This window comes from Cryomorpha ignava (assembly GCF_010686655.1).
GTDB lineage: Bacteria > Bacteroidota > Bacteroidia > Flavobacteriales_D > Cryomorphaceae > Cryomorpha > Cryomorpha ignava.
This window is the reverse complement of sequence record NZ_JAAGVY010000024.1, coordinates 1-20,633: the sequence shown is the minus strand read 5'-3', so window position 1 is coordinate 20,633 and position 20,633 is coordinate 1. Positions and strand designations below refer to the sequence as shown.

Annotated in this window: 22 protein-coding genes; 9 read left to right on the top strand and 13 right to left on the bottom strand. The window is 40.0% G+C overall.

Features of this window, described 5'->3' with window-relative positions; genetic code table 11:
• Window positions 1-2: 2 nt before the first annotated feature.
• Together G3O08_RS12550 and G3O08_RS12545 are read right to left on the bottom strand one after the other, a co-directional pair.
• Window positions 3-731: a ZIP family metal transporter gene (locus tag G3O08_RS12550; protein WP_163285728.1), complete on the bottom strand. Its 729-nt coding sequence runs from the start codon at window positions 729-731 to the stop codon at window positions 3-5.
• Window positions 728-1,465 carry a class I SAM-dependent methyltransferase gene (locus G3O08_RS12545; RefSeq protein WP_163285727.1) on the bottom strand — a complete coding sequence of 246 codons (738 nt, stop codon included), beginning with the start codon at window positions 1,463-1,465 and terminating at the stop codon, window positions 728-730. Before G3O08_RS12545 ends, G3O08_RS12550 begins: the two co-directional genes overlap by 4 nt.
• 149 nt (window positions 1,466-1,614) lie before the next feature.
• Here G3O08_RS12545 and G3O08_RS12540 point away from each other — a divergent pair, with 149 nt between their 5' ends.
• Window positions 1,615-2,172: a SiaB family protein kinase gene (locus tag G3O08_RS12540; RefSeq protein WP_204336868.1), complete on the top strand. Its 558-nt coding sequence runs from the start codon at window positions 1,615-1,617 to the stop codon at window positions 2,170-2,172.
• 15 nt (window positions 2,173-2,187) lie between these two features.
• Window positions 2,188-2,571 carry a DUF1987 domain-containing protein gene (locus G3O08_RS12535; RefSeq protein WP_163285725.1) on the top strand — a complete coding sequence of 128 codons (384 nt, stop codon included), beginning with the start codon at window positions 2,188-2,190 and terminating at the stop codon, window positions 2,569-2,571.
• A gap of 78 nt (window positions 2,572-2,649) precedes the next feature.
• Here the strand turns inward: G3O08_RS12535 and G3O08_RS12530 are convergent, their stop codons facing one another.
• Genes G3O08_RS12530 through G3O08_RS12520 form a run of 3 tightly spaced genes read right to left on the bottom strand, consistent with a single transcriptional unit; the run spans window position 2,650 to window position 4,915 of the window.
• Window positions 2,650-3,543 (bottom strand): TIGR01777 family oxidoreductase, encoded by an 894-nt coding sequence (locus G3O08_RS12530; RefSeq protein WP_163285724.1) that lies wholly within the window; start codon window positions 3,541-3,543, stop codon window positions 2,650-2,652.
• On the bottom strand, window positions 3,540-4,364 hold the full coding sequence (locus G3O08_RS12525; RefSeq protein ID WP_163285723.1) for a DCC1-like thiol-disulfide oxidoreductase family protein: 825 nt from the start codon (window positions 4,362-4,364) through the stop codon (window positions 3,540-3,542). Before G3O08_RS12525 ends, G3O08_RS12530 begins: the two co-directional genes overlap by 4 nt.
• A gap of 44 nt (window positions 4,365-4,408) precedes the next feature.
• Entirely contained in the window at window positions 4,409-4,915 is a 507-nt protein-coding gene (locus G3O08_RS12520; RefSeq protein WP_163285722.1) for a GbsR/MarR family transcriptional regulator, read from the bottom strand.
• Window positions 4,916-5,059: 144 nt separating this feature from the next.
• Here G3O08_RS12520 and G3O08_RS12515 point away from each other — a divergent pair, with 144 nt between their 5' ends.
• Window positions 5,060-6,004 (top strand): FkbM family methyltransferase, encoded by a 945-nt coding sequence (locus G3O08_RS12515; RefSeq protein ID WP_163285721.1) that lies wholly within the window; start codon window positions 5,060-5,062, stop codon window positions 6,002-6,004.
• A gap of 11 nt (window positions 6,005-6,015) precedes the next feature.
• Here G3O08_RS12515 and uvrB read toward each other — a convergent pair whose 3' ends face one another.
• Window positions 6,016-8,034, bottom strand: a complete 2,019-nt coding sequence (gene uvrB / locus G3O08_RS12510) for an excinuclease ABC subunit UvrB (protein WP_204336867.1) — start codon at window positions 8,032-8,034, stop codon at window positions 6,016-6,018.
• Between the two features lie 153 nt (window positions 8,035-8,187).
• Between uvrB and G3O08_RS21885 the strand changes: the two genes are divergently transcribed.
• The 6 genes from G3O08_RS21885 to dnaN all read left to right on the top strand — a co-directional run bounded on the left by G3O08_RS21885 (window position 8,188) and on the right by dnaN (window position 13,482).
• Window positions 8,188-8,346, top strand: a complete 159-nt coding sequence (locus G3O08_RS21885; RefSeq protein ID WP_394352325.1) for a DUF6728 family protein — start codon at window positions 8,188-8,190, stop codon at window positions 8,344-8,346.
• Window positions 8,347-8,353: 7 nt separating this feature from the next.
• The gene (locus G3O08_RS12505) at window positions 8,354-8,650 is read left to right on the top strand and encodes a putative quinol monooxygenase (RefSeq protein ID WP_163285720.1); all 297 of its coding nucleotides are present in this window, start codon (window positions 8,354-8,356) and stop codon (window positions 8,648-8,650) included.
• A 122-nt stretch (window positions 8,651-8,772) separates the two neighbouring features.
• A complete protein-coding gene (gldF, locus tag G3O08_RS12500) occupies window positions 8,773-9,507 on the top strand; it encodes a gliding motility-associated ABC transporter permease subunit GldF (protein ID WP_163285719.1) in 735 nt (244 codons plus the stop codon).
• On the top strand, window positions 9,504-11,231 hold the full coding sequence (gene gldG, locus G3O08_RS12495) for a gliding motility-associated ABC transporter substrate-binding protein GldG (RefSeq protein ID WP_163285718.1): 1,728 nt from the start codon (window positions 9,504-9,506) through the stop codon (window positions 11,229-11,231). Before gldF ends, gldG begins: the two co-directional genes overlap by 4 nt.
• A 10-nt stretch (window positions 11,232-11,241) precedes the next feature.
• Window positions 11,242-12,273: a DUF4340 domain-containing protein gene (locus tag G3O08_RS12490; protein ID WP_163285717.1), complete on the top strand. Its 1,032-nt coding sequence runs from the start codon at window positions 11,242-11,244 to the stop codon at window positions 12,271-12,273.
• Between the two features lie 87 nt (window positions 12,274-12,360).
• Entirely contained in the window at window positions 12,361-13,482 is a 1,122-nt protein-coding gene (dnaN, locus tag G3O08_RS12485) for a DNA polymerase III subunit beta (RefSeq protein ID WP_163285716.1), read from the top strand.
• A gap of 91 nt (window positions 13,483-13,573) precedes the next feature.
• On the opposite strand, the gene G3O08_RS12480 is transcribed toward dnaN, so the two are convergent.
• The 7 genes from G3O08_RS12480 to G3O08_RS21880 form a co-directional block, all read right to left on the bottom strand.
• Window positions 13,574-13,915 carry a tRNA-binding protein gene (locus G3O08_RS12480; RefSeq protein WP_163285715.1) on the bottom strand — a complete coding sequence of 114 codons (342 nt, stop codon included), beginning with the start codon at window positions 13,913-13,915 and terminating at the stop codon, window positions 13,574-13,576.
• 53 nt (window positions 13,916-13,968) lie between these two features.
• Complete coding sequence (locus tag G3O08_RS12475; protein WP_163285714.1) at window positions 13,969-16,377, bottom strand: TonB-dependent receptor family protein; 2,409 nt, start codon at window positions 16,375-16,377, stop codon at window positions 13,969-13,971.
• On the bottom strand, window positions 16,355-17,713 hold the full coding sequence (locus G3O08_RS12470; RefSeq protein WP_317164066.1) for an HTTM domain-containing protein: 1,359 nt from the start codon (window positions 17,711-17,713) through the stop codon (window positions 16,355-16,357). Before G3O08_RS12470 ends, G3O08_RS12475 begins: the two co-directional genes overlap by 23 nt.
• Window positions 17,700-18,821, bottom strand: coding sequence for an imelysin family protein (locus G3O08_RS12465; RefSeq protein ID WP_163285713.1), 1,122 nt, complete (start codon window positions 18,819-18,821; stop codon window positions 17,700-17,702). The genes G3O08_RS12470 and G3O08_RS12465 overlap by 14 nt, the downstream gene beginning before the upstream one ends.
• Before the next feature lies 1 nt (window position 18,822).
• Window positions 18,823-19,980 (bottom strand): DUF4856 domain-containing protein, encoded by a 1,158-nt coding sequence (locus G3O08_RS12460; RefSeq protein ID WP_163285712.1) that lies wholly within the window; start codon window positions 19,978-19,980, stop codon window positions 18,823-18,825.
• A gap of 116 nt (window positions 19,981-20,096) precedes the next feature.
• Window positions 20,097-20,318, bottom strand: coding sequence for a DUF1232 domain-containing protein (locus tag G3O08_RS12455; protein ID WP_163285711.1), 222 nt, complete (start codon window positions 20,316-20,318; stop codon window positions 20,097-20,099).
• A gap of 181 nt (window positions 20,319-20,499) precedes the next feature.
• Window positions 20,500-20,633 (bottom strand): T9SS type A sorting domain-containing protein (locus tag G3O08_RS21880; RefSeq protein ID WP_163285710.1); only part of this gene is annotated, 134 nt, incomplete at its 5' end.

Genomic DNA, 20,633 nt, shown 5'->3' with positions numbered 1-20,633 from the left:
TGCTAAATGAGCAGCACAAGACCCAATCCGAGCAATATGGCTGCCACTTTTCTCCAGCTAAGGCGGTGATGTTCATCAGCTTCAAATATAATGGTGGTAGAAACGTGAATAAAGATACCTACGGCTACTGCCAATATATGCGCATAAAGCACATCTGGGTTTTCGATGTCGGACTTTATTAATAAATAACCAGCCAGAATTCCAAGCGGAGTGGCGGTAGAGTAAAGCAAGATATACCAAATCACTTTCTTTTTAGATGCATAAAAATGGTATAGCAGAGCTGCGAGTGCAATGGCTTCTGGTATTTTATGAATGGCGATACCAATAAGCAGCGCATTGCCATGACCGTGATGGTTGTGTGAAAGCGCTTCGCCGCCGCTAATTGGCAAGCCTTCGAGCATGGAATGCAAATACAAACTTATAAAAATGCCAAGCGGAAATGATTTCGACTCCTGATCGCTGTGGTGAATGTGGCCGTGCTCAACTCCTTTCGAAAAATAGTCGAGCGTAATTTGCAATAAGAAACCAATCAGAATAAAATAACCTACAGTACCCCCAGCAATATGAAAAATATCAGGGAGCAAATGCAAAACCGTTAGCGCAAATAAATAGGCACCACTAAAGGCGAGCAATATTTTCACATCTTTGGTGATGCGACCATGAAGATAAATGCCCGCAAAGCCACCAAGAAGCCCCGCCACAACAGGTGTTATGATTTGTACGGCCGTCATTTTCCTTTTCGAGCAATTAATATTAGCCTTGGCGACTTATCTTCGTCGTATTCTTCCAGATTATAATTTCCAAATGTATCGAGGATTTCAAAATCGCAGCGGGATAGCATTCCTACAAAATCTTGACGGGTCAGCGCCCGCACGCGCTCAACAAAGCGAAATTCTTTTTCGCCATCTATTATATCTATGTTTTTCTTAATGATTCCATCTTCAATCTCGCGATTAATTTTAAATGTCACTCCGTCAATTTTCTGAATTTCTTCTTTTACTAAACCCTTTATTACCTGATGGGCATTTAAAAAATCAATAAGAATCTTACCCTTCAATTTGAGATTGGAATGAGATGCGCTCAAAACTTTTTCATTTTCTTCAATTGATGGAAAATATCCGAAACTGGTAAATAGATTAAACACATAATCAAATTTTGCGTCGGCGTAACGCTCACGCATATCATGAACAGAAAAGTGTAAATGTTCTTTTTCAAAACGTTTGGCTTTTCTGATATTTTCATCAGAAAGGTCAACGCCTGTTACATCAAATCCTTTACTATTTATGTATATACTGTGACGACCTTTACCGCACCCCAAATCCAAGAAGCGCGCCTCATGAGAAGGGTTGAAATATTTCAGCGCCCTGTCAATAAACCGCGCAGCCTCGTTTTCATCTCTATTTTTATAGAGAATATGATAATATGGCGAGTTAAACCAAGATCTGTACCACGACTGTTTTTGCATGTTTGCTTACTATTCTATAAAAAAGCCTAATAAATCGGCGAAGCTATAGAATTTCTTTTAGATCAATTTAATGAACATTTCTATGATAATATCGTATATGCCGATGAATTGCCTAAAACATTGAAAATATTACATTTGCCAAAACCCTTATGACTTTGACAAAAATACAGGAGATATTCGATTTATATGACTCTATGGAGCGTAAAAATATCATGCTTTCTTTTAAGGGTGATATGTCAACTGATTTGTTGACGTCAATCCTTCAGATTATTGAAAATAAATTAGATCGTTTTGGCGAAAGCCCGAAAGTAAAGAAACGAATTTTTAATATTCTCGTAGAATGCCTTCAGAACTTGTATCATCATATTGAGCAACCGTACAAAAAGGTTGGGTCTGATGCACCGTCGGTAATTGTAATGGTGGCTAAAAACATGTCGGGTTACGCTATTATTACGGGCAATTTTATGCTAAAAAATAATGCCGACGTGCTTAAAAACAGGTTGGAAGAAATAAATGGAATGACTCAAGACGAAGTGAAAGATTTGTACAAATCTGTACTTGCCGATGGAAAAATGTCGGAAAAAGGTGGTGGCGGTCTTGGAATGATCGATATTGCGAGAAAAAGTGGCGAAAAATTGGAGTATGGTTTTATTCCTTTCGGTGATGGAAGCTCATTTTTTAGTTTAAATGTCAAGGTTAATCAATAGAAGAACACAAAATACATGGAGAATTTAAAGATTGAAGGTACTACCAAAACACCTACTGTAAGTTTTGATAGTGAAACAGCGATAATGACTATTAAGGGAAGATCAATTCCTGAAAATTCAATTGACTTTTATAAGCCAATTGTCGATTGGCTCGATGCTTATGCGACAATCCCCGGAGAAAAAACTGTTTTGAATATGCAACTTGAGTATTTTAATACGAGTAGCTCAAAATGTATTCTAGATGTTTTTAAAAAGCTTGAGAATATTAAGAAATCGGGAAAAGATGTTCAAGTTCACTGGCATTACGAAGAAGATGATGAGGATATGTTGGAAGCTGGAGAAGATTACGATGCCATTATCGATATCGACTTTGAAATGGTGAGAGTCGTTGAATTTTAAAATAGATCTCCACCTATTCTAAACATTTGAGCATCTGAATTTTCAGATGCTTTTTTTATGGCTTTTACTTGGTGTTTTTTACGCCAATTCCAAAAGTGCATCTTCGATACGAGGGTGATGAAATTTAAATCCTTCATTCTGAAGTTTTTCAGGATAAACATTTCTGCTTTTTAGTAATAGTTCAGTTTCTGTGCCAATTATCAATGCGCCAAATTCAAGCATGGCTACCGGTTGATTTAATCCAAACGGCATATTGCATTTTTTTCTTAGAAAACGCATCATGTCTTTGTTTTTTAGCGGGTTTGGACTGGTGATATTTACAATACCTTTCAGAGATTCGTTTTCGATAATGAAATCAATGGCACGACAAAAATCGGTAATGTGTATCCAGCTTACCATTTGGTTTCCGGGCCCTAGTTTTCCGCCCAAGCCGAGTTTGGTAACCCTGCGCAATTTTGGGAAGGCACCGCCAGTGTCGCCTAGCACTATTGAAGTACGCATGGCAACCTGGCGCATTTCAGGATATTTTTTGGCAAAGAAACTGTGCTCCCATTCCTTCCACACATTCATCGAAAAATCATCGCCTATTCTCCCTTTCGATTCTGTCATTTGTTCCGTTTCTGCATGAATATAAGCCGTGGCGCTGCTGGCATTTAACCAGATCTTTGGTTTTGCCCGTGCTGTCAAAATGTAATCATGAAGTGAAGTGGTTGGCTCTATACGAGAAGAAAAAATGGATTTTTTGTTTTTGTCCGTATATCTGCAATCTACAGATTTTCCACTCAGATTAATTAATACTTCAAATCCATCTATGGCTTTGCACCATCCGCCAGTATCTTTCCCATTCCAAAGCACGTCGCCGAGAAATTCTGGCGCTCTGGCTAAAACCAAAACTTCATGGTTCTGATTTCTAAAATGTTTCTTAAGGCTCTGCCCGAGAAAACCGGATCCGCCTGCTATGGTGATTTTCATAATGCGATTAAAATTAAAAGGGCTAAAACTAAAATTCTGTAACCTATCCAGCTAAAAGTCATCCATTTCGACATTTCAAGTGTTTTACAACGTGAGAGATGGGTTTGAAGCATAATCAGCACAACCAGACCAAAGGCTATAATGAGATAGAGCGGCCCAAGCCCTAATATACTATGAATAAGCAGAGCCGGAATGAGAAGAAGAGCACCAAGAAATGACACCGTGCTCATATTACCCAGATAATCTAAAAACTTAGTTTTATTAAAGCTTTTGGCAACAATTCCCTGCCAAATAATTTGCCCGAAGCAGATTCCATATTCCATCATTGGAAAATAAGTGAAGCCGAGTGCGGCGCTAAGTCTTTGCCCTAAAATGCTAAGAACGAATCCGGTAAATATGGCCGTCGAGATAATGTAGGTCCAGCGATATGCTCTATGCACATCTGGCTCACAAGCCAAGCCGGGATTGAGGCCTTTGGAAGAAGCAATAACCTTACGATTGAAGGATATGAGGCGATAAAACTTTAGCAAAATCCAATGAAATGGCGAGAAGCGAAGAAAGCGGTTTAGCCCTGGGCTATTCTGCGAAACAATTTCAATAAAGGCATCTATGCCATATACAGTTTCTTTCGTTTCGGTATCCACAAAGGCGATTTCGCTTCTTGCCCGGTCTAAGTTTACCGACCAGCAATATTGATCGCCAGTATTTTGATAAGGAATAACGGTTTGACTGTCAATTAAATGTAGTCTTTCAAATCCTTTTCCATAGAGCTGACACATTGGGCAGTCGGCATCGATTAGTAATTTCTTATTTTTAATCATAACAGAAGTTTTAGAAATAATTGAAAGTTTGAGATTAAAAAAAATCAGGAAAGTGTTTTTATCAATTTCTTGAAAAATATATTATCGTTCATACGAATCATCAGTTCAGTTAATTTGTCAATTTGCTTTACAAATTCATCCAAATCTGCAATGAGTTTTGAAAAATGGGCTATTTCTTCTTTCCCGCCGGTAAGTTTTTCATTTTTAAAACGCTCCAGAAAATCCTGAATGGGCTGTAATTCCCTTCTTTTTCGCTCGTTTACAATGTTTCTCGCTACATTCCAAATATCCTGGTTTGCTACAAAGAATTCTTTTCGTTCTCCTATTTTATTCTGCTTCGAAACCAGTTTCCAGTTTGTCAACTCCCTAAGATTGATGTTCACATTTCCGCGCGAAAGCTGAATATGCTCCATAATGTCTTCGGCGCTTAACTGAGTATTGCTGGCAAGTAGAAGTGCATGAATCTGCGCCATACTTCTCGGAATCCCCCAAGCGCTGCCAAGAGCACCCCAAGTTTGTATAAATTCCATTTTGGCATCTGCTACTTTCATAAGACAATATTAATTAAATATTCTGAACTTTCAAAAAATATTGAAAGTTTATTTGCTGGTACGTCGCTTTTTTGTTAATTAAACTTCCCGTCTGCGAAAGATAACCATCTATTATAGTAATTTTACCGATTGATAATAAGCTAGATGACTGATATTGAAATCAATAAGAAAAAAGACAAGGCAGAAGTGATTCTGGAAGGGGAGAAGCTCGGCGATTTTAACCCTCAACAAATTTGGGATCTGGCAGAAGAATTGCGCGATTATACAATTGCTAATTCTGAATCATTTTCTGAGATTCCGATACAAAACATTTCCGTTGGAAATATCAACTTCAATGTACACCCTTTAAATCAACCCGATTTTTGGAATTTGGTGAATAAGGGCGATTGGGAACCAGAAACCTACGCGGTGTTTGATCGGTTCATTAAAGCCGATACCGTATTTTTGGATATTGGCGCCTGGATTGGCTCAACTTCGCTTTACGGCGCACAGCTTGCAAAGGAAACTCATGCTTTTGAACCAGATCCGGTAGCTTTTAGTGAGTTGAAATCGAATAAGGAAGCCAATGCGGAATATTCCTGGGCAAAGAAACTAATGATCTATCCGAAAGCGGTTTCGCAATTTAACGGTACGGCGCACTTGGGCAGTAAAAATAATGGCGGAGACTCTATGAGCAGTATGCTCTTTGCAGATGAAAATAAAAGCTGGAAGGTAGAAACCATTGATCTCGATTCATTTCTAAAAGCTAAAAATCTGGAAGGGCAACCGCTGTTTATTAAGATGGATATTGAAGGCGGAGAATATGAACTTTTACCTTCTTTAAAAGTCTCACTCCAAAAAAATAAAACTTTTCTTTTCCTTTCACTTCATCCCGAGTTCTTGCTGCAATCCATTCGCGCCGAGACAAATGGAAAGTTTAGAGAGTTGAAAACGAGAATTGCTTTCTTCAAAAAGCACAATAGATTGATCAAGAGTCTACCGTATTCAAAAATTCAACACGCTGACGGCCGGCCTATTAATTTACAAAAGCAATTGATAAAGGCATTATTTCTGGGAAAATTCCCACATACCATTCTCGGTTTTTCATAAACCGTTAGTGATTATTTATTCTTCTCAACTGCCTTCTGCATGGCAAAGAGCTCATCGCGCAACCTTGCAGCTTCCATAAAGTCCTGATCTCTAGCTGCTTTCTGCATTTTAGAACGGGTTATCTCGATTGATTTTTCCAGATCTTCTGGTTTCATATATGCCATTACAGGATCAGCCGCAACATTCACTTCGTCTGGTTCAGAATAGTATTTTTTGCCTCTTTTTTTGTCGGGGTTGTTCTGAATCAGGGTCGATTTTCTACCTCCTTTTATGGCGGTGGGTGTTATGCCGTGCTCTTCGTTGTATTCATTTTGTTTAACACGTCGTCGTTCGGTTTCATCAATGGTCTGCTCCATGCTGTTCGTCATTTTATCGGCGTACATAATTACCATTCCATGCACATTTCGCGCAGCTCTACCCACTGTCTGCACCAGCGAACGACCGCTTCGCAAAAACCCTTCCTTATCGGCGTCAAGAATCGCTACCAATGACACTTCCGGTAAATCGAGCCCTTCTCTAAGCAGGTTTACACCAATCAAAACATCGTAAATACCTTCTCGCAAATCATTGATAATGTCTATTCTGTCCAGCGTATCAACATCGCTATGTATATAGCTGCATTTTACTCCCGCTTTCGCGAAAAAATTCTGAAGTTCTTCGGCCATCCTTTTAGTAAGGGTGGTTACCAAAGTTCGCTCATCTCGCTCCGTCCGAATATTGATTTCTTCTAATAAGTCGTCAATTTGATTTTCACTTGGGCGTACTTCTATTACAGGATCAAGCAGGCCGGTAGGACGGATAACTTGCTCGATAATAACACCCCCAGATCGCTCGAGTTCAAAATCGGCTGGGGTAGCACTTACGTAAATTGTTTGATTTGTAAGACTTTGAAATTCATCAAATTGAAGTGGTCTATTGTCCATTGCTGCCGGCAGTCTGAATCCATAGTCAACAAGGTTAATTTTACGACTTCGGTCGCCACCATACATAGCGCGAATTTGCGGAATAGTAACGTGGCTTTCATCAATCACCATTAAAAAATCTTCTGGAAAATAATCAATCAAACAGAATGGTCGTTGCCCCGGCAAGCGCCTGTCAAAATACCGCGAGTAGTTTTCAATTCCCGAACAGTAGCCTAGCTCGCGCATCATTTCAAGATCGTATGTGGTGCGCTCTTCCAGTCGTTTTGCTTCCAGATGGCGGCCTTGCTCTTCAAAAAAGTTGACTTGGGAAACCATATCTTGTTGAATTTCCCAAATTGAAGTGTTCAGTGTCTCCTTGGTGGTAACAAAAAGATTTGCCGGATAAATATTAACAGCGTCCAGCTCCGTAATTACACTTCCGCTCTCAGGGTCAAAACTGCTTATTGCATCTATCTCGTCTCCAAAAAACTCCACGCGAATGCCGTAATCGGCATAAGCGAGATAAATATCAACTGTATCGCCTTTTACCCTAAATTTTCCGCGGTCGAGCTCAAAATCATTCCGCGCATATAAACTTGATACGAGCAGGTGCAAAAAGCTATTGCGCGATACCAGTTCTCCACGTTTTATCGGAATTACACTTTTGTGAAACTCGGTAGGATTTCCAATACCGTAAATGCACGATACAGACGCAACAACTATCACATCTCTGCGTCCGGAAAGCAGTGCCGAGGTCGCGCTCAAACGCAACTTTTCAATCTCCTTATTTATGCTTAAGTCCTTTTCAATAAAGGTGTTGCTCGATGGAATAAAAGCTTCAGGTTGGTAATAATCGTAGTACGAAACAAAATATTCTACCCGATTATCCGGAAAAAACTGTTTGAATTCTCCATATAGCTGGGCGGCAAGAGTTTTGTTGTGCGATAAAATGAGAGTAGGTTTTTGAACTTTCTCTATCACATTTGCCACCGTAAAAGTCTTTCCCGATCCGGTAACTCCAAGCAGTGTTTGGGCTTTATCGCCATTCCCCAGGCCTTCAACCAGCTGTCTTATTGCTTCCGGTTGATCTCCAGTAGGTTCAAATTCTGAAGTGAGTTTAAAATCCATTCTTATTTTCTATTTTTAACCAACGTTTTAAGCGGTCTTATCAATTTTTTCCGTTTACTTTGTGTGTCAAAATGTGCTTCACCTCATTTTCTCTACAAAACTAACCATTACCGTCGACTCTCATTTAAACTAATAACTTTAAAAACCCAAAATATGTTTTTTAAAAGATTATTACACTACCTCAATCCCGCCACGCTTTTTCAAAAAGGCAGTAGCAATGTAAACCTGCGCATGATGCACGGGATTAACCGCATTTCAATCCTTGTCTTTTTAATCTGTCTTGTGGTTTTGATCATTCGATGGGTTTCTTAAAAGAAGTATGGTAATACGAATTGTAGAGCTTCATATTCATAGAGATCGACTCGAAAAAGCCCAATTGCTTTTGGCAGAAGTTGCTCCTAATGTCAGAAAAATGGATGGGTGCAGCCATTTGAATATTCTCGAAGGGCTGAATAATAATGCCCATATAACGACTTACAGTTATTGGAAATCTGAGGATCATTTAAACGCCTATCGCCAATCTAATGTCTTCAAAACTTTTTGGGGAGAAATAAAACCCTTGTTTGCCATGCCCGCAAGAGCTTGGAGCTCTTATTCGCTTCACTATTTGCCGTAAAGGCATGTTAAGAATTGTTAGATAAGCCCAGCCTTATATTGCTCTTAACAATCCGCACGTTGAATCAATCGGTTGCGGCACTTCAAAAAATGTATCTTTGACCGCTAAAATCGAAAGCGCCAATGTGGGCATTATTGCTTAAAGAAATACGAAGTTTTCTCAGTTCAGTGATCGGCTATGTGGTTATGGCTGTTTTTCTGCTGCTTACAGGGCTGTTTATGTGGGCTTTTCCAGGAAACTTGCAAGTGCTTGATCAGGGTTACGCTACCCTCGATACCCTTTTTTACGTCGCCCCTTGGGTGTTTATGTTTCTGGTTCCTGCTGTGACCATGCGCTCTTTTTCAGAAGAAAAACGAACTGGAACAATAGAATTGCTGTTTACCCGTCCGCTTACAGACTTTCAGGTTATTCTCGCTAAATATTTTGCCGGAGTTGTTCTTGTGCTTTTGGCCCTGCTACCTACCCTAATCTATTATTACAGTGTTTACAATCTGGGCAATCCTGTTGGAAATATAGACCAGGGCGGCACAATAGGTTCATATATCGGTTTGCTATTTCTCGCAGCCGGATTTACGGCAATTGGTATTTTCGCATCATCTATTAGCGACAATCAAGTGGTAGCTTTTATTCTCGCACTTTTTCTTTGTTTCGTTTGCTACAGCGGCCTCGAGCAAATAGCTTCTTTCGATTTGTTGGGATCTTTAGACCGATTTGTACAAGAACTTGGCATAGCGGAGCATTATGACTCCATGAGCCGGGGCGTAATTGATACACGCGATGTTGTTTATTTCATTTCCCTTTCGGGGATATTTATAGTGCTTACTAAAGCCGTACTTCAAAGCAGAAAATGGTCATGAAGAAACGCGCTATTGAAAAGAATAAAGTTTGGATAGAAGCATTGCTTGGCATTGCTCTGTTTGTTTTGTTGGCCTACCTAAGCACTTTTGTATTTAAGAGATTTGATCTAACTGAAGAGAAGAGGCACACACTCACGCCCACAACAATAGATTTAGTAAAATCTCTTGACGATGTGGTTTATATCAAAGTTTTTCTCGAGGGTGATTTTCCGGCTGATTACCAACGATTAAGTCAGTCGGTAAAGGAAAAACTTGATGAAATGCGTGCCTATGCGGGCGATAAAATTCAATATGAGTTTATTAATCCAAGCGAAGCGCCGGATAAGAAATCGAGAGAAGACATGTATGGTGAGCTCGTTAAAAAAGGCTTGCAATACTCAGCGCTCCAAATTAGAAATAAAGATGGAGTAAGTGAGAAGATCGTTTTTCCAGGGGCTTTGATTTCATACAAGAATCGAGAGGTTCCTCTTCAAATACTTCAAAATCAACAGCGCATTACCGATGCTGAAATGATAAACCGCACCATTAATAATTTGGAATATCAATTTGTAAATGCCTTGTATCAGGTGCAGCGCGAGGAAAAACAAAAGGTTGCTTTTCTGGAAGGCCATGGAGAACTATCGGCTATGGAAACAAAAGATTTTGAGATTGAGCTCTCAAAATACTACGATGTTGACAGGCTTGCTCTGGATGGAATGGTTGACGCTCTAAGCCGAAATGTAGCAGGAGAGGGGAGACGCGTGAATAGGTATGATGCAGTAATTCTGGCCAAGCCGCAGGAAAAATTCTCGGAGCAGGACAAATATATTATTGACCAGTTTGTAATGAACGGTGGTAAAGTGCTCTGGATGATTGATGCTATGCAGATGAATATGGATAGCCTGCGCACCACAGATTTGACCATGGCAACACCGCTGTCGCTCAATCTTGATGATATACTGTTCAATTATGGTGTTAGAATAAATCGGAATTTACTTCTCGACAGAACCTGTGCGCCCATATCACTTCTTACCGGGCCAAAGGGCAATGAACGATCTGAATTATTTCCATGGTATTATGCACCTATTCTTATCCCGGAAGGAACAAACCCCATTGTGGCGAACGTTGATCCAGTAATTACAGAGTTTATTAGCAGTATTGATACGGTAGAAACCCCCGGCGTGCGAAAAAAAGTAATTCTGACTACTTCAGAATCTACCAGAATTCTTAAATCGCCGGCTAGAGTAAGCCTCAATATTGTCTCTATAAATCCCGATTTTGGAAATTCAAATCGTCCTTACCAGCCGGTGGGAGTTTTGCTTGAAGGAGAATTCACTTCAAATTTCAAAAACCGTCTTCCACCCGATTTCTATGATGCAAAATTGCTCGATTTTAAAGAAACCAGCCCACTAAACCGCATGTTGGTAATAGCAGATGGCGATATTGCGAAAAATGGTGTGAGTAGCGATGGAACAAAGTTTAGACCATTGGGCTTTGACCCTGCAATGCAGCGCAAAATGTACGGCAACAGAGAGTTACTCATAAATTCTGTAAATTACCTGCTTGGTGATGCCAGTTTGATAAATGTGCGCTCAAGAAGTGTGAAGTTGCGTAAACTGGATGATGAAAAGGTTTTGCAACAGCGCTACTACTGGCAGGCAATCAATATAGGCCTACCAGTTTTAATTATCGTTTTATTTGGGATTGGTCAATGGATATGGCGTCGAAGAAAATATTCCCGTTAATATTAAGATTATGAAGAAACTACTTCCTTTACTTATTTTGGTGGCTATAGCTATCGCACTTGCTTATTATTTTACTACATCGGTTAATGTAAAAGGAACATCGGTAGAATCTCAAACTAGTTTTGCGATTAGCGATACCGCCTCGATTGGTAAAATTTTTATTGCCGACAGAGCCGGTAATACGGCTACGCTTTCGCGGGATGGCAGTGGATGGTTCGTAAATGGTAAATACCCTGCCCGCGAAGATGCTGTTGCCACATTACTGAAAACCTTTAAAAATGTATACATACAGCGCCCGGTTCCTAAAGATGCACAAGAGCAGGTAAACAGAGTAATGGCCGGAGCGAGCAACAAGGTAGAAATTTACGATCGAAAGGAGAAGTGGATTAAAACCTGGTATGTGGGCCATGCTACAATGGATAAAAAAGGAACCTATATGTTGCTTGAGTCTCCAAATGGAGGAAGGTCTACGGCTCCATTTATCATGGACTTACGTGGCTTTATAGGCATGTTGAACACGCGGTTTTTTACCAATGAGAATGAATGGAGAAGCGTGGGAATTCTTCGATATCCTGATATGAATTTGCAAGAGATTGAAGTGTTCTACCCAAACGATCCGAGTTCGTCATTCAAAATAGATTACAATGGCGGAAATGATATTTCATTATTTCAGTTTCCTGAAAATGAGGCGGTTCAAAATTTTGACACTGCGATTGTGAAAGACTATATGCTTAATTTCAAGCTGGCATCTTTTGAAAATTATAAAACAGGATTAAGTGAGGCAGCCGAAGATTCAATTGCCAATTCTACACCCTTTCAAATTATCAAGGTAAAAGATGCCAATCAAGAGCGCGAAATTAAACTTTGGGTTAAGGCACCTCGCGAAGGAAAATATGAGGCAGATGATGTAACTCCCGAAATAGTGGATAGAGAAAGGGTTTATGCCACTTGCAATGATGGCGAAATGGCTCTAGCACAGCGCTATGTCTGGAATAAGTTTAGCGCACCGATACAGGTTTTCATTAAAAAACCAAATGTGTAAAGCTTGTTCAAAATCTTATTCTATTACTTCGTTTGAATCAATTATATTTGTCGCCACAAACAGCTAAGCTGAAACTTTCTTTTTATCATGAAGTTCATTATTACTAGTACAGATTTACTAAAGCGCTTGCAAACAGTTAGCGGCGTTCTTTCTACAAATAATACGCTGCCAATTCTCGATAATTTTTTATTGGAGCTAGATACCAATCAACTGACAATTTCTGCCAGCGACCTGGAAACTACAATGATTACTACCGTAGAAGTAAAAGCCGAAGAACAAGGCTCTATCGCTGTACCGGCGAGGTTACTTTTAGATTATCTAAAAACGCTTCCCGAGCAGCCACTGACTTTTACAATTGATGAGGCGACACTTGGCGTTGAAATTTCGAGTTCTTATGGAAAAAGTAAGCTCGCCGGATTTACTGCCGACGAGTTTCCTAAAAACCCGGAAATGGATGACCCATCAAGCGTAATGGTTACTTCAGAGGTGTTGTCTGAAGCAATCCAAAAAACGATTTTTGCTACCGGAAATGATGATTTACGCCCAGTAATGTCAGGTATATTTTGCGAATTTTCTTCAGATGAGTTGAGATTTGTGGCCACCGATGCTCACAAACTCGTTCGCTATACACGACGCGATGCTAAAGCAGATAAAACTGCTTCGTTTATCGTTCCAAAGAAACCACTCAATCTTTTAAAGAGTATTCTTGCCTCGAGTACAGCCGATGTTAATATGGAGTTTGATGGTAAAAACCTAAAACTTTCATTTGAGGGCAATGTGGTTATAGCCCGCTTGATAGATGGAAAATATCCGAATTACGAAGCGGTTATTCCAAAAGACAATCCGAATAGAATGTTGGTTGCCCGCGCTGCCCTGCTTGGCTCTATCAGAAGGGTTTCTATCTTCTCAAATAAAACTACGCATCAGGTACGTCTTCGCATTAGCGGCAGCGAGCTTTCTGTATCTGCTGAAGATCTTGACTTCTCTAATGAAGCAAATGAAAGACTATCATGCAGTTACGAAGGCGACGATATGGAAATTGGCTTTAACTCACGCTTTTTGATCGAAATGTTGAATAATCTCGATACGGAAGATGTAGAGCTTCAGCTAAGCGCTCCAAACCGTGCCGGAATTCTAGTTCCTGTGAATACTGATAATGCAGAAGAAGATATTTTGATGCTTGTTATGCCGGTTATGCTTAACGCATAATCTCACTTTTTTAATCAAAAAATAGTCTTGAAAACCGCCACACACCTTTGTTTGGCGGTTTTTTTATTGTTGGGCCTGATATTTACTCAATTTATCCTACTCTTTCGCCATTCCCGATACCGCGCTCTGTTTCTAAGAGCACAACCCCATTATTTGTATAAACGCCCAAAACCAAGCATTCACTCATAAAATCAGCAATTTGTTTGGGTTTAAAATTTACAATCGCCAGAACTTGCTTGCCTTTGAGCGAATTTAGGCTGTAAATATCTGTTATTTGTGCACTGGTTTTTAATTCACCCAATTCGCCAAAATCGATCCATAACTTATAAGCCGGTTTACGGGCTTTATCAAAATTCTCAACAGTTATTATGGTACCTGTCCGGATATCAATTTTCTCAAAATCTGACCATTCTATAAAAGGCTTACGGCTCATTTTATCAATTTTACAATCAAATGTACAAGAACTACGAAATCTCCTTTAGTCCTTTAAAAAGTATAACCTACAGTTAAATATCCACTTATCCCATCAGACGGAATAATACCAGGCCCGGGATATCCATCTGCGCGACGCGTATAATATGCAGCGTTTGATAAGTTGTTTATTCCTGTTTCAATTTTAAATTTGCCCGGTTTATAGGCTAATGACAAATCCAACACGGTGTAGGTTGGAATGATACCATTTACAGCATTTGGGGTTTGCACGGCATTGGTGGCATCTGTGTATTGTTCTCCAGTCATGCTTACCTGAAAAGTGGCGGAAATATTCTTCCAGGTACTTCGCAGGCCGCTTCGAATCATAATTTCCGGGGTTAGCTCAACTTTATTTCCGCTTATGCTTAAATCATTATCTTCAGAGTATTCAGCTTCATTCAAGGCGAAGTTTCCGAAAATCGCAAGTCCAAAGTGCTGCTCATCAGTTTGTTTTACTGCTAACCATTCGGCGTAAGCCTCTATCCCAACTGCTCGAGAATCGGCGATATTCGTACGGTATCTGTAAAACTGAAATGTTTCAGGATCGCGCATTTGAATAGAGCCAATCCGATTTTTGTATGCAAGATAATACAAGCTCACATCATATCTAAAATGCTCATTTCCACCTCTAACACCAATGTCGGCATTAAAACCCCGCTCATCCTCAATATTCGGGTCGATTTGCAGCGATGGGTTGTCAATGCGAATATCGCTATAGTTGATGGCTCGATAATTTTGAGAAATATTTCCGTACGTCTCCAGCTTTTCAGAATGGGTGTAGCTTAATCCAATTCCACCGAGTACGATTCCACGGTTGCGCTCTCTTATTTCGGCATATTCATTTACTTCCAGCGTATCACCAACTGTATTTTTCAGATAGCTATAGTAATTTCCATCGGCACTTGTAAGGATGTTTTCATAGCGGATTCCCGGTGTTAATGTGAGTTTTTCAGACAAGTAAATAATCTGCTCGGCGAAAAGCGCATAATTGATATTATCAAAGTCGTAATCACTTTTATCTGGTTGGTTGGGATTTAAAAATTCAAAGTCAGGTGTTGAATTGCTATTTGCACTTCCTTGTTGGCTTAAGCTGTTTCCATAGTAAGCGCGTCCACCAAGGAGCAGTATATTTCGCCTACCGGCAATCTCGTATCTATGCATAAAGCGCAACTCACCGCCGAGGTTTCTGAATTCACCATAAATCAGATCTCGGTTCCTGGATTCATCGTCTAGCCGGTTTGCACTGCCCAAATAGCCCAATGACTGCCGCTTTGCTAGCAAACCGAAAGTTCTGAAATTTACACTGCTGCTCTTCGATATTTTTCCGTCCAGATTGATTGATGCTATATTCCAGTTCACCTTAAACCAGTTTCTGTTTCGGTTTGATTGCCTCGGATCATCCTCAAACTGCGCATCTGTAAGCCCACCACCTTGCTGCGCCAAATAATCCATGTGCGTAAAGTCAAAGCTTATTTTCCAATCTTCTTTAATGGCGTAACTGTATGCAGCATAGGCTGTATTGACTTCAAACCCGGAATTGTCGCGCCATCCATCGCCGCGCTTGTATTGGTAATAGCCGTAATACGATGATTTTCCTTTTGTGCCACCGAGACTATTAAAGCTACTAAATAAGCCATTACTCCCAACAGTTTGACGCGTAGATACTTCCAGAGGTTTCTTTTGTTCCCCATGTTTCATTACAAAATTCAGCATTCCGCCAAACTGGGTTCCGTATTGAAGTGACGCGGCACCGCGTATAAATTCAATTCTTTCAACCGCCTCTAATGGTGGCGTATAATAGCTTTCGGGATATCCCAGCGCATCAGCACTAATGTCATAACCGTTTTGTCTTACATTGATATTTGCAGTGCGGTTTGGGCTTAGTCCGCGTACACCTATTCCCAATTGAATTCCGGCACCATCGCTTTCCCAAATATTCAGTCCGGGAATACGCGCATATACCTGCCTGGCACTGTTGGTCGCTTTATTGGCATCAATTTCATCTGGAAGCAAAACCTCATTTTTCTTCCCTGCATAAATTCCGAATCCTTCTACGCTCCGCATTCTGGTCAAACCAAACCCGGCGTTTTCTTCCAGCTTTATTTCAACCACTTCCAGGTCTGCACTAAGCACTGAAAGCTCAACAGTAAGCGTAGTATCCGAGTAAAAAGTTAATGTAAACAACTCATTTTTATATCCTGTTTTAAAAACGGTTACGCTTTTTTCGCCTTTCGGCAAATGGGTTTTAACCATACCCATTCTATTTGTTTTGAGTAGACTTTTATCCGGCTGAATATATACATCTGCATCGCCAAGAGCCGTTCCACTCTTATCCAATACCCGTATGGAAAGCTCCGACTGTCCAACTGCTATTGAACAGGTTATAAATATGAAGAAAATGCTAAATACCGCTGATTTCATCATCAAAGGGCAATACCCATGTTTTTGGTTTCCATGTATCTGACTCTCCCGAAAGATCTACGGTGTTGTCAATAAATAATTTGCTCTGCCTTCCGTTTAAAGTCACATACACATCGGCAGTAACTTCTGGATTGCGCATGCCTTCTTTTTCATAATATTCTCTCAAAAAATGAGCATACTGCACCAACATATCTGGTTGAGTAGCCATCATTTTTTCTTGAGTTGGCGTTAAAAACAACCTATTATTTACCGCCAAGGCTCGTGGTGAACCTTCATCTTTAACATGAAAGAATGCTGTTCCCGCTTTTTCCATAAGCATTACACGCCAGCTAAAGCGATATCCTTGTTCGTGCCAGGATACCTCACCGGGATACAATAAGTGACGGAAAGGAAATAGAATTTGAAAAACCACAAAAAGCACGATAAATGAATACGCAACTTTTGGGGGAGACTTTAATACGGCCGACAGCTGACTTTTCTTTTCTCGCAAGAAAGATAGCAGTCTATCATGAAATTTTGGCGGAAAGAAAATAAGTGTCGCGCCTATCATAATATATGGGAACATTCCAATAGGAAAAAGCATTGCTGTAACCATATGAAATCCGATGACTGCGAAATAAGCAAAAGGTCTTGTTCTATTTGCCAATAGGAAGAAAGGAATAGTGAGATCGTAAATCGCTCCGCTCCAACTAAAAACATAAGGCAGCCAATTTGAATCGAATAGACTACCCACAACAGGCCAATGACCATAAGCCTTTAGCCAGATTTTGAGTGGTTGAGCATGAAGGAGCCAATCGGAATTTAATTTTGCCAATCCAGCAAAGAAGTAAACCATTCCGAGCTGTAGCATCACAATTCTGCGATAGATCTGTGGAGCAAGCGAAGCTGCTTTAACTCTTCCGAATCTTACATCCAAAGAAAATCGCCTGTTGGCAGGAATAAAAATCAATAAAAGAGCAGCAAGCGAAACAAAATAGTAATGATTTAGATAATTGGTCTTGTCAAGAAGTTCGATATACGTAAAAGTCAGAAAGAATCCCGCAGCTGCGAAACGGTAGAAGAATCCAAATGCTATGGCCAGCGCAAAGATGCCACATAGCCCAAAAATAATGTACATTCCGGGATCGCCCAATGGTTTTACCCATTCAAAATAGGGGTAAGTGAAAAAATATTTTGGAGCAATATAAAGATCGTAAATCCATCCTTTAGCCCAAAACCGAACAATAGAAGCAAACATCATTATGCCAAAAACAATTCGAAATACGGCGAGAGGTGCTGTGCTTTCAACCTTATCGGCAAATAATGATATTGAAGCTAATTTGTTCTTAATCGCCATCATTATCTACATAAGTAATTTGTATTCCCATAGCAGAAGTCATATCGACTTTTAGCAATACTATGGTGCGTTGTAACTCATCAAAAATACTCAGGCATTCTTCTTGCTGGTTCACAACCGCAGTTTTTAAATCTGTGGCCAATTCTTCGGTTTGATTTGCGGCCATAGTTAATCTGCCGTTTATTTCTTCATGAAGAGGGTTTCCATCGAAACTGGTTCCCAGAAATTTGAGATAATCATCTAATCCTGTTCCCTGGTCTCCATTTCTGGAATTTCCGTTGAACATATTTTTCCAACCATCCATTCCCTTTATCAACATTTCTTTTGAAACAGATCCATTGTAATACCCTTCGACCTGAAGGGGTAAGGGCAGACCTGAACTCGACCTCGCACCTGAAGGAATTCCAATTTTTGCATCCCGAATATGAATTTCAAGATATTGAATAGACGAGTTTACCAATTGCCCCAGCGCGCTGCCGATATCCGTGCCTGAAGCATTTTTAAAAGTAGTGGCATAACCATCCTGCCATGCAGATAAAGTAGTTTGTGCTTTGGTTTTTAACAGGTTGGTATTATCAATTAGATAAGTTAAGTGATCAGGATTTTCTGTAAAAAAAGTAGCTAACATTTCTGCGTCAGTCTCTAGTCCAAAAAGAAGGTAATCTATTGCTTCCAAGCCTACTGCATTGATGTTTGCAGCACTTTCTAGATTGTAATTTCCCGAGGCGATATTTTCTTCTATATGGATCGTTGAAACCGGATATAGATTGAAAAATGACACGAGGCCATTGTCTGATGCCGGGCCAAGATCGTACACCCCTGCATACTGCCATTGGGTGAGGGTAGTTTTCCAAACAGTTCTCACCTGCTCAATATTTTCGGCAGTAGTTGATTGAATAAGAAATTCTGTGCTCTCATGCAACTGATTTGTTGCCACGGTCAAAGAATCATATGCGGGTAGTATTACATTATCAGCCAGATTGGCGAGCATCGCTTTACGATCAAAACTGTCTGAACCACCACCTGCGTCATCATCGCCCTTGCAGGAAACTAGAAAAAGCACAACGGCTATAATGCCGATGTGCTTAAATATCCCACTTTTTAGCTTCATTTTAAAGATCATTTTTAAATGCATTCATTCCGAAAGTGTCGCTAAGTTCATCGCGTATTGAGAGGATATCAGAGATGGTAACTTCATAAAAGTTATCACCCAACATAGCCTCTAGACTATTGATTTCTTGTGGAGTCAAAGTCGAGCTTGTGTTAAACCGCAGGCTACTAATAAAACCAGAACCTTCGGAGAGGAAGTGATTTCGTTTGGCATCATTGGCAAACTGATCTCGTGCTTTATTCATGTAGTGTATCGCAGTAGCGGCTACCACGCGTTCCATTTCGGCAATAATGATATCTCGTTGCTGGTTTTTGGTGGTCATATCATCATTGCTTATTGCAGCTCTCCCGGTTAAAAAGGCATTCATCAATTTGGCGTTTGAGCCAAGTTGTGGATCAACTACATTACTGTATTCACCCCAAAAACGGTCAGTTCCTTCTTCAGGAAAATTAGTAGCCGATGTAAAATATCCAAAAGCTTCATCCCAATGATGCTCCATATCTGTATAATATTTTTCCTCTCCCGGATTTACTGCTGTGGAATTATCAACGGCATCACCAATTTTCGCATCAGTGAGATAATACGATGTCATTTGATGATAAAAAACAGCACCCATCAATCCTTTTGAAATAAGCTGGGTATATTCCTGTCCATTCGCAGTCATTAAATATGGTCCGCCATCAGGCGATTGCACAATACCCGCAACTCCATTCTGTCCATTAGTTTCTCCGGCAACGGTGGCTTGGCTTATTGCTGCCAGGTCGTCCATCATAGTTTCAAATTCACTTTTGACTTCTTCTGCATTTGAAAACTGAGTGGCACATTTATCTCGCAATTGCTTTGATGATGTAAAACTGAAATTTCCATTTCCGTCGTTGTTCACATTTGCAAACATGTCTTTTAAATCTTGCGCTGAAATGGCTGTGCCCGCATTATTTGCAGACTTCATTTTAGATGTTAATTCAGATAGTTGATCTAATCTTTCGGTTTGACCGGAAAAATTGACTGTACTATTGCCATTGCCATCTGTGAAATTATAAGTTTCGGGCACTGTATAGCCTTGCGGCGGATTTTCGGTAGCTGGCGAGTCATCATCTTCACTGCATGAAGTGAGTAATAGGGTTGATAATCCGAGAGCCAGTAGTGATATCTTTATCATTCTATGTTTATTTAAACCAATTCTTAATAACGGCACAAATGTATGTACGGACGTTGGTTTCTGAAATACCGCTTATATGGTATTTTGATTGAATGCAGGAGATTGGGAGAGAGGATTTATTCTCCCTTTTTCTTTCTCGATTTATTTGGCAACAAGAAGTTTGTGAAATCGATCCCGAAATGTTTTAGGGAGGCAATAAGCAGAGTTGCTGCTGCAAGTTCATCGAGATTTCCAATTATTGGAAGATTATCTGGCAACTCCCACACGCCAAATGTAAAGTTGAGCAGATAGATAGAAGAGATAATAATACCGATATATGCTGCTATGCGTTTTCTCATCAGAATAGTTGATTCTATGTAAACATAAGATTATTTGACGAATAAAAATTCGGCTAAAAATAAAAGTCCCGATCACCTTTCGGGATCGGGACTTCAAATTATTCAGAGATTTCAAGTTTCTGATGGAGAACCTGCGGTTCAAAAGAACACGCAAGCTCATTCCATTCAGAAAATCAAATTCTTACTTCGCAATCATAAATTTCTCAATGATTGTTTCATTTTGAGTCGTCATACGGTAAATGTACACTCCATTAGGAAGTGCAGCACCGTTGAAGTCAAGGCGGTATTCGTGGCCTTGTTGTGCTTCTTGATTAA

Bases quoted from the DNA above. Each gene is read 5' to 3' on its own strand.
- G3O08_RS12550 (WP_163285728.1), bottom strand. From the start codon at position 731: ATGACGGCCGTACAAATCATAACACCTGTTGTGGCGGGGCTTCTTGGT.
- G3O08_RS12545 (WP_163285727.1), bottom strand. From the start codon at position 1,465: ATGCAAAAACAGTCGTGGTACAGATCTTGGTTTAACTCGCCATATTAT.
- G3O08_RS12540 (WP_204336868.1), top strand. From the start codon at position 1,615: ATGACTTTGACAAAAATACAGGAGATATTCGATTTATATGACTCTATG.
- G3O08_RS12535 (WP_163285725.1), top strand. From the start codon at position 2,188: ATGGAGAATTTAAAGATTGAAGGTACTACCAAAACACCTACTGTAAGT.
- G3O08_RS12530 (WP_163285724.1), bottom strand. From the start codon at position 3,543: ATGAAAATCACCATAGCAGGCGGATCCGGTTTTCTCGGGCAGAGCCTT.
- G3O08_RS12525 (WP_163285723.1), bottom strand. From the start codon at position 4,364: ATGATTAAAAATAAGAAATTACTAATCGATGCCGACTGCCCAATGTGT.
- G3O08_RS12520 (WP_163285722.1), bottom strand. From the start codon at position 4,915: ATGAAAGTAGCAGATGCCAAAATGGAATTTATACAAACTTGGGGTGCT.
- G3O08_RS12515 (WP_163285721.1), top strand. From the start codon at position 5,060: ATGACTGATATTGAAATCAATAAGAAAAAAGACAAGGCAGAAGTGATT.
- uvrB (WP_204336867.1), bottom strand. From the start codon at position 8,034: ATGGATTTTAAACTCACTTCAGAATTTGAACCTACTGGAGATCAACCG.
- G3O08_RS21885 (WP_394352325.1), top strand. From the start codon at position 8,188: ATGTTTTTTAAAAGATTATTACACTACCTCAATCCCGCCACGCTTTTT.
- G3O08_RS12505 (WP_163285720.1), top strand. From the start codon at position 8,354: ATGGTAATACGAATTGTAGAGCTTCATATTCATAGAGATCGACTCGAA.
- gldF (WP_163285719.1), top strand. From the start codon at position 8,773: ATGTGGGCATTATTGCTTAAAGAAATACGAAGTTTTCTCAGTTCAGTG.
- gldG (WP_163285718.1), top strand. From the start codon at position 9,504: ATGAAGAAACGCGCTATTGAAAAGAATAAAGTTTGGATAGAAGCATTG.
- G3O08_RS12490 (WP_163285717.1), top strand. From the start codon at position 11,242: ATGAAGAAACTACTTCCTTTACTTATTTTGGTGGCTATAGCTATCGCA.
- dnaN (WP_163285716.1), top strand. From the start codon at position 12,361: ATGAAGTTCATTATTACTAGTACAGATTTACTAAAGCGCTTGCAAACA.
- G3O08_RS12480 (WP_163285715.1), bottom strand. From the start codon at position 13,915: ATGAGCCGTAAGCCTTTTATAGAATGGTCAGATTTTGAGAAAATTGAT.
- G3O08_RS12475 (WP_163285714.1), bottom strand. From the start codon at position 16,377: ATGATGAAATCAGCGGTATTTAGCATTTTCTTCATATTTATAACCTGT.
- G3O08_RS12470 (WP_317164066.1), bottom strand. From the start codon at position 17,713: ATGATGGCGATTAAGAACAAATTAGCTTCAATATCATTATTTGCCGAT.
- G3O08_RS12465 (WP_163285713.1), bottom strand. From the start codon at position 18,821: ATGAAGCTAAAAAGTGGGATATTTAAGCACATCGGCATTATAGCCGTT.
- G3O08_RS12460 (WP_163285712.1), bottom strand. From the start codon at position 19,980: ATGATAAAGATATCACTACTGGCTCTCGGATTATCAACCCTATTACTC.
- G3O08_RS12455 (WP_163285711.1), bottom strand. From the start codon at position 20,318: ATGAGAAAACGCATAGCAGCATATATCGGTATTATTATCTCTTCTATC.